12 protein-coding genes are annotated in these 13,084 nt (G+C 61.7%); 6 read left to right on the top strand and 6 right to left on the bottom strand.

Annotation, left to right across the window (positions count from 1 at the left end; all coding sequences use genetic code 11):
* Positions 1 to 17: 17 nt before the first annotated feature.
* Genes M3465_RS07725 through M3465_RS07715 form a run of 3 tightly spaced genes read right to left on the bottom strand, consistent with a single transcriptional unit; the run spans position 18 to position 3,105 of the window.
* Positions 18 to 848 (bottom strand): HTD2 family dehydratase, encoded by an 831-nt coding sequence (locus M3465_RS07725; RefSeq protein WP_249501165.1) that lies wholly within the window; start codon positions 846 to 848, stop codon positions 18 to 20.
* Positions 849 to 850: 2 nt separating this feature from the next.
* Positions 851 to 1,945, bottom strand: coding sequence for a CaiB/BaiF CoA transferase family protein (locus M3465_RS07720; RefSeq protein ID WP_249501164.1), 1,095 nt, complete (start codon positions 1,943 to 1,945; stop codon positions 851 to 853).
* A complete protein-coding gene (locus tag M3465_RS07715; protein WP_249501163.1) occupies positions 1,945 to 3,105 on the bottom strand; it encodes an acyl-CoA dehydrogenase family protein in 1,161 nt (386 codons plus the stop codon). Before M3465_RS07715 ends, M3465_RS07720 begins: the two co-directional genes overlap by 1 nt.
* A 168-nt stretch (positions 3,106 to 3,273) precedes the next feature.
* On the opposite strand from M3465_RS07715, the gene M3465_RS07710 reads away from it, so the two are divergent.
* The 6 genes from M3465_RS07710 (at position 3,274) to M3465_RS07685 (ending at position 9,885) form a co-directional block, all read left to right on the top strand.
* Positions 3,274 to 4,860 carry an ABC transporter substrate-binding protein gene (locus M3465_RS07710; RefSeq protein ID WP_249501162.1) on the top strand — a complete coding sequence of 529 codons (1,587 nt, stop codon included), beginning with the start codon at positions 3,274 to 3,276 and terminating at the stop codon, positions 4,858 to 4,860.
* A gap of 73 nt (positions 4,861 to 4,933) precedes the next feature.
* Entirely contained in the window at positions 4,934 to 6,043 is a 1,110-nt protein-coding gene (locus M3465_RS07705; protein ID WP_249501161.1) for a M24 family metallopeptidase, read from the top strand.
* Positions 6,037 to 7,044, top strand: coding sequence for an ABC transporter permease subunit (locus tag M3465_RS07700; RefSeq protein ID WP_249501160.1), 1,008 nt, complete (start codon positions 6,037 to 6,039; stop codon positions 7,042 to 7,044). Before M3465_RS07705 ends, M3465_RS07700 begins: the two co-directional genes overlap by 7 nt.
* A gap of 1 nt (position 7,045) precedes the next feature.
* Positions 7,046 to 7,951, top strand: coding sequence for an ABC transporter permease subunit (locus tag M3465_RS07695; RefSeq protein WP_249501159.1), 906 nt, complete (start codon positions 7,046 to 7,048; stop codon positions 7,949 to 7,951).
* Between the two features lie 3 nt (positions 7,952 to 7,954).
* On the top strand, positions 7,955 to 8,932 hold the full coding sequence (locus M3465_RS07690) for an ABC transporter ATP-binding protein (protein WP_249501158.1): 978 nt from the start codon (positions 7,955 to 7,957) through the stop codon (positions 8,930 to 8,932).
* Positions 8,929 to 9,885, top strand: a complete 957-nt coding sequence (locus M3465_RS07685) for an ABC transporter ATP-binding protein (protein WP_249501157.1) — start codon at positions 8,929 to 8,931, stop codon at positions 9,883 to 9,885. Before M3465_RS07690 ends, M3465_RS07685 begins: the two co-directional genes overlap by 4 nt.
* Positions 9,886 to 9,943: 58 nt before the next feature.
* On the opposite strand, the gene M3465_RS07680 is transcribed toward M3465_RS07685, so the two are convergent.
* The 3 genes from M3465_RS07680 to ectB are packed head-to-tail and all read right to left on the bottom strand — an operon-like array spanning position 9,944 to position 13,075.
* A complete protein-coding gene (locus tag M3465_RS07680; RefSeq protein WP_249501156.1) occupies positions 9,944 to 11,377 on the bottom strand; it encodes an aspartate kinase in 1,434 nt (477 codons plus the stop codon).
* Positions 11,378 to 11,380: 3 nt separating this feature from the next.
* Positions 11,381 to 11,776: an ectoine synthase gene (locus M3465_RS07675; protein WP_249501155.1), complete on the bottom strand. Its 396-nt coding sequence runs from the start codon at positions 11,774 to 11,776 to the stop codon at positions 11,381 to 11,383.
* A gap of 6 nt (positions 11,777 to 11,782) precedes the next feature.
* On the bottom strand, positions 11,783 to 13,075 hold the full coding sequence (ectB, locus tag M3465_RS07670; protein ID WP_249501154.1) for a diaminobutyrate--2-oxoglutarate transaminase: 1,293 nt from the start codon (positions 13,073 to 13,075) through the stop codon (positions 11,783 to 11,785).
* Positions 13,076 to 13,084: the final 9 nt, after the last annotated feature.

Genomic DNA, 13,084 nt, shown 5'->3' with positions numbered 1-13,084 from the left:
CGGATGCGCAGGGCGCGTCACCATTCGGCCAAGGCCTCCATTGCGAGCGGGCCTCCAACACGCGCGATCCACAGACGCATCGCTCCGGCCTTGTCGTCGGCGTTCACGGTGAAATCGGCAGTGTCGAAGATCGGCGACAGGCTGCGGAAGCTAAAACGCTCGGGTCGCGTGCCGCGCAGATCCGCGGCGGTCTGACAAAGCAGCGTTGCCTGCATCGGGCCGTGAACGATGAGGCCGGGATAACCCTCGATTTCGGTGGCATAGGGGATGTCATAGTGGATGCGATGGCCGTTGAACGTCATCGCCGAGTAGCGGAAGAGCAGCGTTGCGGTCGGCGTGATCCGGCGCGTATGGCGCCCCTGCGGCGCAGCCTCGCCTTCGGGCATCGTCTGCTCGCCGGCCGGCGCATCGCGGTAGACGATATCCTGCCGCTCGGTCAGGGCGGGTTTGCCGCCGCTGGTGATTTCGTGTTCGACGGTGACGAAACAAAGCGGCCCGCTGCGCCCCTGTTTCAGCACCACGTCCCTGATGGTCGAGCGCCGCTCGACCCTTTCGCCGATGCGGATATCGCCGTGAAACGCGAACGCACCGCCCGCCCACATGCGACGTGGAAGTGGCACCGGCGGAAGGAACCCGCCCCGTGCCGGATGGCCGTCGGGGCCGAGTTCGGATTCGGGGCTGACCGGCTGGGTCAGGCAGAAATGAATAAGCAGCGGAGCGATATCGCCTTCCTCGGTGCTTCCCTTCCGGTCAAAGGTGGCGTTGAACTGACGCACGAGCATCGGCGTCAGAACCTCGGCGTCGCTCTGCTCGCGCCCGATCCAGCTGCGCAGATGGTCGATATCCATGCTCATTCCTCCGCCGCGTTAAGGGCCGGGACCGCGCCGTATTCGCGCGCCTCTCCGACGAACCGGGCACCGGGCGCCGGGAACGACACCGGCCCGTTCGGGCTGTCCACCGTGATCCGCCGAAGATGCGCGTGCTCCGACAGGCCCGCCATGTCATTGACCGATGCGAGCGCGATCTTGGCGTTTTCCAACAGGTCTATGGCCTCTGCCGCGTCGTATTTCGCAAAGGCGGCCGCCACGATGGCATCCGTTTCGGCCCTGTTCGCCACACGCGCCACATTGGTGGCAAACCGCGGATCATGGCCCAGCGCCGCGTCGCCGATGAAATCGGCACACAGCTTGACCCATTCGCGGTCGCTCTGGATCGAGATAAGGATCGGCGCGCCGCCCTTGGGGTGGAAAACCCCGTAAGGTGCAATCGACGGATGGGCGAGCCCGACTCGCTGCGGAGTCTTGCCGCCTTCATGATTCAAGAGCGGCACGGTCAGCCAATCGGCCATCACGTCGAACATGGACACCGAGATTTGCGCCCCCTGCCCCGTGATCCCGCGCCGGATCAGCGCCTCCAGAATGGCCGCATGGGCCGTCGCGCCGGTGGCGATATCGACGACCGAAACACCGACCCGCGCTGGCTCCGACGGCCCGCCAGTGATCGAGCAAAGCCCGCTTTCAGCCTGGATCAGCAGATCATAGGCCTTGCGGTCCGCCATCGGACCATCTTCGCCATAGCCGGAGATCGAACAGGTGATGAGCCTTGGATGATCCTTTCGCAACCTATCCAGCCCGAACCCCAGCCGCGCGAGCGCGCCCGGCTTGAGGTTCTGGATCAGCACATCGGCCTTGCCCAGCAAGTCACCCAGCGCCGCCTTGCCCGCCTCTGAGGCCAGATCGAGCGTCACGCTTTCCTTGCCGCGGTTGAGCCAAACGAAATAGCTCGACTGCCCGGCCGCGACATCGTCATAGCCGCGCGCAAAATCGCCTTCGGGACGTTCGATCTTGACCACATGCGCGCCCGCATCAGCAAGGCGCGAGGACGCGAAGGGAGCCGCGACCGCCTGTTCGATGGCGACGACTTCCAGTCCTTGCAGCGGCAGCATCAGAACGACCTCGGCATCCCGAGGATATGCTCGGCCACATAGGACAGGATCAGGTTGGTCGAGATCGGCGCGACCTGATAGAGCCGCGTTTCGCGGAACTTGCGCTCGACATCGTATTCATTGGCGAAACCGAAGCCGCCGTGGAACTGGATGCACGCATTTGCCGCTTCCCAACTTGCCTTGGCGGCCAGATACTTGGCCATGTTCGCCTCGGCCCCGCAGGGCTGCCCTGCATCGTATAGCGCGCAGGCCTTGTAGCGCATCAGGTTCGCGGCTTCGATTTCAATGAACGCCTCGGCGATGGGGAACTGCACGCCCTGGTTTTGCCCGATGGGGCGACCGAAAACGTTGCGTTCGTTGACATAGGCGGTGACCTTGTCGGTGAACCAATAACCATCGCCAATGCACTCAGCCGCGATCAGCGCGCGTTCCGCGTTCAGCCCGGTCAGGATATACTTGAACCCCTTGCCTTCCTCGCCGATCAGGTTTTCCTCCGGGATCTCGAGATTGTCGAAGAAAAGCTCGTTGGTCTCGTGATTGACCATGTTCGGGATCGGCTTGACCTGCATCCCGTTTTTCGTCGCCTCCTTGATATCGACGAGAAAGATCGAAAGCCCTTCCGATTTCTTCTTCACTTCCGCAAGCGGCGTCGTGCGCGCCAGAAGGATCATCAGATCGGAATGTTGCACTCGGCTGATCCAGACCTTCTGGCCGTTGATGACGTATCTGTCGCCCTTCTTCACGGCGGTCGTCTTGATCTTGGTCGTATCGGTGCCGGTGGTGGGTTCGGTCACGCCCATCGACTGCAGTCGCAACTCGCCGCTGGCCAGCTTGGGCAGGATGCGCTGGCGTTGTTCCTCGCTGCCGTGGCGCACGAGGGTGTTCATGTTATACATCTGGCCGTGACAGGCGCCGGAATTGCCCCCGTTGCGGTTGATCTCTTCCATGATCACGCTGGCTTCGACGAGGCCAAGCCCCGAGCCGCCATATTCCTCAGGGATCAGCGCGGCCAGCCAACCTTCGCGGGTCAGTGCATCGACGAAGGCTTCGGGATAGCCGCGTTTCTCGTCAATCTCGCGGTGATATTCGGCCGGAAACTGGGCGCAGACGGCGGCAACGCCGTCGCGGATATCCTGATACTCGTCGGACAGAAAATTCATGCTGCAGCCTCTCTCGATCTCTGCGGTCAGGGCATTGGTAGTCCGGCCCGCGCGCCGGCGCAAACACATGGTTCCCCTCGCGTCGCCTGTCGCCGGCCCTTGACGATTCCCGAAAGATAAGGTCCGGTTACGGCCAATAAGAAACCGATCAACTACGGAGAATGAAGAATGTCTTTCAAACACACTCTCGCCGGTAGCGTCCTTTTGGCCGCGATGGGCATGTCCGCCTCGGCGCAGTCTCTGGTCTATTGCTCCGAAGGCTCGCCCGAAGGGTTCGACCCCGCGCTCTACACCTCCGGTACGACCTTCGATGCGTCCAGCCACCCGATCTACGATCACCTCGCCGAATTCAAGGTCGGCACAACCGAGGTCGAGCCGGGCCTGGCCGAAAGCTGGGAGATCAGCGAGGACGGCAAGACCGTTACCTTCAAGCTGCGCGAAGGGGTGCAGTTTCATTCCAACGATCTGTTCACGCCGACGCGCGACATGAACGCCGATGACGTGATCTTCAGCTTCGACCGTCAGGGCAACCCGGACAACCCGTATAACTCCTATTCCGGCGGCACGTGGGAATATTACGGCGGCATGTCCATGCCCGAGCTGATCGAGAGCATCGAGAAGGTCGATGACTACACGGTCCGGTTCAACCTGACCCGCCCCGAAGCACCGTTCATCGCCAACATGGCGATGGATTTCGCGTCCATCCTATCCAAGGAATATGCGGACGCCATGCTCGAAGCCGGCACGCCCGAGATGCTCAACCAGAAACCCATCGGCACCGGCCCCTTCAAGTTCCAGGACTACCAGAAAGACGCCGTCATCCGCTATGTCCGCAACGACGATTACTATGGCGACAAGGCCCGCGTTCAGAACCTGATATTCGCGATCACGCCGGACGCGAGCGTGCGCTACCAGAAGGTTCAGGCTGGCGAGTGTCATGTCATGGCTTATCCGAACCCGGCCGATATCCAGGCGATGAAAGACGCCGAAGATATCGTGGTCATGGAGCAGGAAGGCCTGAATGTCGGCTATCTGGCCTATAACACCAAGGTCGAGCCGTTCGACGATCCGAAGGTCCGCAAGGCGCTCAACCACGCCATCGACAAGCAGGCGATCATCGACGTTGTGTTCCAGGGCTCCGGCCAGATCGCCAAGAACCCGATCCCGCCGACCATGTGGTCCTATAACGAAGCCATCGAGGACGACAATTACGACCCCGAGAAGGCCAAGCAGATGCTGGAAGAAGCGGGCGTTTCCGATCTGTCGATGAAGATCTGGGCGATGCCGGTGCAGCGCCCCTACAACCCGAATGCGCGTCGCATGGCCGAATTGATCCAGGCCGATATGGCCGAGATCGGGGTCGATGTTGAAATCGTCTCTTACGAGTGGGGCGAGTATCTGGAGCGTTCCAAGGCCGAGGACCGCGATGGCGCTGTCCTTCTTGGCTGGACCGGCGACAATGGCGATCCGGACAACTTCCTTGCTGTCCTGCTCAGCTGTGACGCCGTTGGCGGTTCGAACCGCGCCATGTGGTGCAACGAGGAGTTCGACGAATTGGTCAATAAGGCCAAGACCTTGTCGAGCCAGGAAGAGCGCGCCGAACTTTACAAGCAAGCGCAGGAAGTCTTCAAGGATCAGGCACCCTGGGCCACCATCGCGCATTCGGTCGTGTATATGACGATGCGCCCCGAAGTGGACAATTACGTCGTTCACCCGCTCGGCGGGCACATCTTCAATCAGGTTGGCCTGAAGTAAGCACTCATGCTACCGGGGGGAGGCGGCGCGATTCTATCGCCCGCCTCCTTCTCATTTCCGACAGGAATTTCCTTTGTCCGATACGCTTGCCGACCGTCTTGCCGCCTATGCCAGTGTCGCGTCCGATCTGAATGTCGATGCTGTGGCGCTCGTGCCGGGTCCGAACTTCACCCGGACCGTGCAGCACAACTTCATGAGCCATGAACGCCCCTTCGTTCTGGTGATCCCGGCGCAGGGGGCTGCCGCGGCGCTGGTTCCGAACCTCGAACTGGGAAGCTGGGATCTCATCGGCTTTGACGGCGCAGTCTTCGACTGGCGCGATCAGGACGGCTACGCCGCCGCGTTCGACGCGATGATGCGGCATCTTTCAATCAAGTCACTGGGGGTTGAAGGTCAGATCATGCGCGTTTTCGTGCATCACGCGCTCAAGGCCGCGCAGCCCGACCTGACGATCATCGACGCCGAGCGCGAGATCTCTGCGCTACGCATGATCAAGACGGACGCCGACATCGCCGCGATGCAGGCCGCAATCGACATTTCCGAGCGCGCGCTTGCGCGCACCTTCGACAGCGTGAAACTCGGCCAGACCGAGAAGGATATCGAGCAGGTTCTCATCCAGAGCGTTTTCGCCGAGGGCGCGGACGATCTCGCCTTCGCACCCATTGTCGCCGCGGGCGACAATTCCGCCAGGCCCCACGCCAAGGCGCGCGCTGATTACAAGGTGCAGTCGGGCGACGCGCTGCTGATCGATTTCGGCGTGCGCAAGGACGGGTTCTGTTCCGATATCACGCGCACGGTGTTCCTTGTCCACGCCTCCGACGAAGCGCGCGCGGTCTATGACACCGTGCTGCGCGCCAACCTCGCCGGGCTCGATGCCACCCGCGCCGGCGTGACCGCGCACAAGATCGACGATGCCGCAACCTCGGTTCTTGAAGCATCGCCCTTCAGGGACCGCATCCGCACCAAGACGGGTCACGGTCTGGGCCGCGAGGTGCATGAAGCCCCTTACATCATGCGCGGCAATCACATGACGTTACCCGCCGGCACGGTTTACACCAACGAGCCGGGATTATACGAGATCGGCAAATTCGGCGTCCGGATCGAGGACGATGTGCTTGTCACCGAAGACGGCTACCGGACGCTGACCACCTTTACCAAGGAACTGACGGTGCTGTCATGCTGAATTACGTTCTCAGCCGCTTGCTGACTTTCATCCCCACTTTCCTTGGCGTCACCCTGATTTCCTTCAGCTTCATCCGCGCGCTGCCGGGCGATCCGATCGTCGTCATGGCCGGCGAACGCGGGCTGTCAGATGAACGCTATGCCGAATTGTCGAAGCAATACGGTTTCGACCAGCCAATCTATGTGCAGTTTTGGGACTATTTCACGGGCGTTCTTCAGGGCGATCTGGGCACTTCATTCGTGACGAAACGCCCCGTGTTCGATGAGTTCTTCGCGCTTTTCCCCGCGACGCTGGAATTGTCGATCTGCGCGATGATCTTTGCCGTCGTTCTCGGTCTGCCTGCAGGCGTGATCGCGGCGGTCAACCGTGGCAAGTTTTTCGACCGCGCGCTCATGTCCACGGCGCTGGTCGGCTATTCGATGCCGATCTTCTGGTGGGCGCTTTTGCTCATCATCGTCTTCTCGGGCAACCTCGGCTGGACGCCGGTTTCCGGGCGCATCAGCCTTATGTATTACTTTCCGGACGCGACCGGCTTCATGTTGATCGACAGCCTCATGTCAGGCCAACAAGGCGCGTTCTCCTCTGCCTTGCTGCACCTTCTGCTGCCGGCGATCGTGCTAGGAACGATCCCTCTTGCCGTCATCGCGCGGCAAACACGGTCCGCCATGCTGGAAGTGCTGGGCGAGGATTACATCCGCACCGCCCGCGCAAAGGGGATGTCACCGGCACGGATCAACGGCATCCACGCACTGCGCAACGCGATGATCCCGGTCATCACGGTGATCGGCCTCAGCGTCGGCACGCTTCTTGCGGGCGCGATCCTGACCGAGACGATCTTCAGCTGGCCCGGCATCGGCAAATGGATGGTCGACAGCATCTTCCGCCGCGATTACCCGGTGGTTCAGGGCGGTCTGCTGCTGATCGCCGTGATGGTGATGGTGGTGAACCTGACCGTCGACATGCTCTACGGTATCATCAACCCCAAGATCAGGAAGCGCTGACATGGACGACGCTCTTTCCGCCGAAGCGAAGATGGTCAACGAACGTCCGGGGCGGCTCCGGGAGTTCTGGTTCTATTTCCGCGAAAACCGCGGCGCTGTCGTGGGGCTGTGCATCTTTGCCGTGTTCACCTTCCTGGCCTTTTTCGGCCCGTGGATCGCACCGCATAGCGCGACCGAGCAGTTTCGCGACTACACTCTGATCCCGCCGGCCTGGCAGGACGGGGGCAACTGGGATTTCATCCTCGGCACCGATCCACTGGGCCGCGATATGCTGTCTCGCCTGATCGTCGGCGCGCGGTTTTCCTTCTTCGTCGGCATCGTCGTCGTCACCGTGGCGGCAACCGGCGGCATCCTGATCGGCCTGATCGCGGGGTTTGCGCCGAAATGGCTCGACACGATCATCATGCGGATCATGGATATCATCCTCGCCTTCCCTTCGCTGCTGCTGGCGCTGGTGCTGGTTGCCGTGCTCGGGCCGTCGCTCACCAACGCGATGATCGCCATCGCCATCGTGCTGCAGCCGCATTACGTCCGGCTCACCCGCGCCAGCGTCCTGTCCGAAAAGCAGAAAGATTACGTCACCTCCGCGCGTGTGGCCGGGGCGGGGTATTTCCGGCTGATGTTCGTCACCGTCCTGCCAAACTGTCTTGCGCCGATCATCGTGCAGGCGGCTTTGTCCTTTTCGACTGCCATCCTCGATGCCGCCGCGCTCGGGTTCCTTGGCATGGGCGCGCAGCCCCCCACGCCGGAATGGGGCACCATGCTGGCCGAAGCGCGCGAGTTCATCCTGCGCGCCTGGTGGGTTGTGACCTTCCCCGGCCTTGCGATCCTCGTGACGGTGCTGGCGATCAACCTGATGGGCGACGGGTTGCGCGACGCGCTCGATCCGAAACTGAAGCGGAGCTAGGCCATGTCACTTCTGCGCATCCGCAATCTCAGCGTCGATTTCGCGACCGCCTCGGGCTCCTTCCGCGCCGTCGATTCCGTCGATCAAGATGTCGATACCGCCGAGATCCTCGCCATTGTCGGTGAAAGCGGGTCGGGCAAATCGGTTTCCATGCTCGCCGTCATGGGCCTCCTGCCCTGGACCGCGACGATCACCGCCGACGAGATCACGTTCGACGGGCAGGATATGCTCAATATCGACCGCAAGGCGCGGCGCCGGATTGTCGGCAACGATCTGGCGATGATCTTTCAGGAACCGATGTCCTCGCTCAATCCCTGCTTCACCGTGGGCTGGCAGATCAAGGAAGCCTTGCGCTTTCATCTTGGTCTCAGCCGCCGCGACCGACACACCCGCGCGGTGGAGCTTTTCGAGCAGGTGGGCATCCCCGATCCCGAAAAGCGTCTGTCCGCCTTCCCGCACCAGCTGTCCGGCGGCATGAACCAGCGCGTGATGATCGCGATGGCGATCGCCTGCAAACCGAAGCTGCTGATCGCGGACGAGCCGACAACCGCGCTCGACGTGACCATTCAGGCGCAGATCCTCGATCTGCTGGCCTCCCTGCGCGATGAAACAGGGATGGGCCTTGTGCTCATCACCCATGACATGGGCGTCGTCGCGGAAACGGCTGAACGGGTGAGCGTGCAATATGCCGGCCAAAAGGTCGAGGAACAGCCCGTGCGCGAGCTTTTTTCGCAGCCGCATCATCCCTATACCGCTGCCCTGCTCGACGCGCTGCCCGAACGCGCGACCGACCGGATGCTGCCGACCATTCCAGGCGTCGTGCCCGGCCAGTTCGACCGCCCGCAAGGCTGCCTTTTCTCGCCGCGGTGCAAATACGCGGATGCGAAGTGCAAATCCACCCCGCCGCCTCCCCTGGGCGCCGATCTAGGCTATGCGCGCTGCTTCTATCCGCTCAATACCGATGAAAGGGTCGCCTCATGACAACGCCGGTCATGCACGCCAAAGCCTTGCAGCGGCATTACGAAGTCGGCGGCGGGCTCTTCCGCAAGCCGCGTATCCTCAAGGCGGTGGGCGGCGTCGATTTCGACGTCACGCCGGGCAAGACGCTGGCGGTCGTCGGCGAATCCGGGTGCGGCAAATCCACTCTCGCCCGCATGGTCGCCATGATCGAGGAGCCGACGGACGGCACGCTGACGCTCGACGGCAAACCGGTGCGGCGCGAGGATTGGGCCGATCTGCGGCAATCCGTGCAGATCGTCTTTCAGGATCCCTACGGCTCGCTCAACCCGCGCCAGCGCGTCGGCACGATCCTGATGGAGCCGCTTGTCATCAACACCGATCTGCCCAAAGCCGACCGCGAGGCGAAAGCGCGCGAGATGCTGAACCTCGTAGGGCTGCGCCCCGAGCATTTCGATCGCTATCCGCATATGTTCTCCGGCGGCCAGCGCCAACGGATCGCCATTGCGCGCGCGCTGATGCTCGATCCCAAGGTTCTGGTGCTCGATGAGCCGGTTTCCGCACTCGATCTGTCGATCCAGAGCGCGATCCTCAATCTGTTGCTGGAATTGCAGGAACGGCTGCAATTGGCCTATCTCTTCATTAGCCACGATCTCAGCGTGGTGCGCCATGTCGCCGATGACGTGATCGTCATGTATCTGGGCCGTGCCGTCGAAAAAGGCCCGAAGGAAGCGCTGTTCGCTGCCCCGCGCCATCCGTATACCGTCGCGTTGCTGTCCGCGACGCCGCAAGCCGACCCGGTGGCGGATAAGAAACGCATCAAGCTCAAGGGCGAGTTGCCATCACCGCTGGCAATCCCCGATGGATGCCCCTTCGCGCCGCGCTGCTGGAAGGCGCAGGACAAGTGCCGCGAAGAGTTGCCTTTGCTCGGCGAAGGCAACCACACCGCCGCCTGTTTCTTTCCCGAAAACGTCTGAAACAAAACGGCCCGGTCCTCGCAATGGACCGGGCCGTTTTCATGTCATTGCCGGCGCCTTATGCCGCGCGCGAAAGCTCCGGCTTGGCCTCTTCGATGAACGCGCCGTGCAACGTCTTGATGATCGAATCCTTCTGAGCTCGATCGACGATGAACTGCACATCGACATTGCGCGGCCCCTGCGACGCGCCGATGGCGGAATGGCCGGCCTCGGCAATCGCGACCAATCCGCGTTGCAGAACCGACAGACCAGCGAGGTCGCGTCCGATCACAGACACCATCGACGCTGTGCGCATCGTGATCTCCGCGGCCGGATATTCCTTGGCGATATCCTTCTCGAGCCGCCGCATCGTCTTGAGCGAGGTGTCGAGATAATGCGTGACCGTGTTGGCGTTCGACACTTTCGACACGATGCGCACGTTGTGACGCTTGAGCACATCGAGGATGGTCGCGTCATAGCCCTTCACCCCGACCATGTCCTGTTCGAACACCTCAAGCGTGAGGATATCGAGCCCGGCAATGATCTCCACCGCTGGCGTTTCTGCGGCGCGGTCGTCGATCAACGTGCCGGGATCGTTCGGCTCGAACGCGTTGGTCACGCGCAACGGCACATCGGCCTGCCGCAGCGTCTTGGCGGCAAGCGGGTGGATCGCCTCCATCCCCATGTTGGACAACTGATCCGCGACGTCATAATTCGTCCGTCCCAGCTTGCGCACATTCTCCGCCCCGACAAGGTTCGGGTCCGACGAAGAGAGGTGAAATTCCTTGTGGATGATCGCCTCCCGCGCGCCGAGCATGGCCGCAATCTTGGAGAACGTGACCTCCGAATAGCCGCGATCAAACCGCTTCATCAGCCCTTCGGCGCATTGCGCATAGCCGGTAACGATCGGCATTTCGGTGGAGGGATCGATCCTGTCCATCGCGCCCGCGATGCGTTCCTCAAGCGTTGCATCCCCCTCGTCGCGCCAACCCGACAGATCGACGAACCGCGCGTTCACATCGGCCCGCTGCAGCAGCAGCGTTGTGACGAAGGCGGAGTGCGCCTCGCCCAATCCCGACAGGATTTCACGGATTTGCAGCAGATGCTCCGCAAGGCGGAAATGACCGTAGGAACAAATGCGCTGCAGGTCGATCAGGCAGTTGCGGGCACCAAGGATGCGCTCCGAAACGAAAGCATCGGCCTGTTCGATATCTCCTGGATGATCGAGAACGCTGTGGTTCAACGCCTGCATCTCATCGGACACGCGGTTCAACGCGTCATGCCAACCGTGATCGGATTGTGCGCTCGAAAAATGCCCGTAAACGCCCGGCTCCCCGGATTTCTTGTGTTCCAGAAGCAGGTTGGTGATGCCGCCGAACGCCGATACGACGAACACGCGCCCGTAAAGATCGGCCCCCGCGCGCCCGGCGATAAAGAGCGTGTCCTTCAATTCGCGGACGCGAGACATGGACGTTCCGCCAATCTTCTCGACCGTATAGGATGAACGTGACATGGGTTAAGCCTCCAATTCCTCGGCCGGCGCGTAGGAGCCATCCTCGCGGTGCACTTCCTTGCCCGTCACCGGCGGATTGAAGCAGCACGCCATGTGAAGTTCTTCTTCCGCGCGCAGGACATGCTTGTCATGCTGGTCCAGCGCATACATCACACCCGGCTTGATCTCATGCGTCTTGCCCGTGGCAAGATCGGTGATCGAGCCCTTGCCCTGCATGCAATAGACGCTCTCGAAATGGTGCTTGTAGTGGAACGTATGTTCCGAACCGGCCTCGAGCACGGTGATGTGGAACGAGAACCCCATCCCGTCGTCGGCGAGCAGCATGCGCGTCGATGTCCATTTCGCATCGGCGATGTGGCGATCGGTTTTCTTCAACTCGTTGAAATCTCGTACGATCATGTCCGGTTACTCCGCCGCCAGTTTCATCTCTCCGGTCACATCGCGTGTCGCCTGCATGAGGATATCGAACCCCTCGCGCATGACCTCCTGCGAAATGGTGAGCGGGGCGAGGAACTTGACGACCTCGTCATGCGCACCGGATGTCTCGATCACGAGGCCCAGCTGGTAGGCGCGTGCGCAGATCGCGCTCGCAAGCTCACCAGAGCCGACATCGACCCCCTGCATCATGCCGCGCCCCTTGAGCGTGGCTCCGTCGATCAGATCGGCGACATCGCTCAGCGCCGTTGTGAGGACCACTGATTTATGGGCCACGGCCTTTTCGAACGCGTCATCGGACCAGAACTTTTCAAGCGCGACACGTGCGGTGACGAATGCATGCGTGTTGCCCCGGAATGTTCCGTTGTGCTCCGCCGGGCCCCAAATATCGTGTTCCGGCTTGATCAGAAGCGCCGCGAAGGGAAGCCCGAAGCCGGAAAGCGATTTGGCCTGCGTGATCATGTCCGGCTGGATGCCCGCTGCCTCGAAGGAAAAATACGTTCCAGCCCGGCCGCAGCCCGCCTGGATATCGTCAATGATAAGCAAGGCGCCATGCTTGCGCGCGATCTTCTCGATGCCGCGCATCCACTCATCGGAGGCCGCGTTCAGACCGCCCTCCCCCTGGATCGGCTCGAAAATAAACGCCGCCGGCGCGTCGATGCCCGAAGACGGGTTCGACAACATGGCATCGATGAGTTCCAGCGTATCGACACTCTCGCCCATCGCGCCTTCGAACGGCATATGCGTCACGTCCGTCAGCGATCCGGTTCCGGCACCGCCGCGCTTTCCGGCATTGCCGGTCAGCGCCAGCGCGCCCATCGTCATGCCGTGGAAACCGTTGGTAAAGGAGATCACATTGCGCCGCCCTGTCACCTTCCGCGCGAGCTTCACCGCCGCTTCGACAGCATTGGTTCCGGTCGGGCCCGTCATCATCACCTTGTAGTCCATATCGCGCGGCGCGAGGATATTTTCCTCGAACGCATGGAGAAATGCGGCCTTGGCGTCAGTGTGCAGGTCGAGCGCATGTGCAATGCCGTCACCAGCGATATGCTCCATCAGCGCGGCCTTCATATCAGGGTCATTATGGCCGTAATTGAGCGACGAGCATCCAGCCAGAAAATCGATGTAGCGGTTGCCATCGGCATCGAACATCTCCGCACCGGAAGCGCGTGTGAAGGTCGCGCTCATATTGCGGCAATAGGACCGCGCGTTGCTTTCGCGGCGTTCGTAGATCGTGGTTTCGGCAGTCATGTCCTTGGGCATGAGTTTCCT

The organism is Marivita sp. GX14005, assembly GCF_023370775.1.
Classification (GTDB): domain Bacteria; phylum Pseudomonadota; class Alphaproteobacteria; order Rhodobacterales; family Rhodobacteraceae; genus Marivita.
The sequence above is the reverse complement of the archived record's forward strand: the minus strand, read 5'-3'. Positions and strand labels throughout refer to the sequence as shown.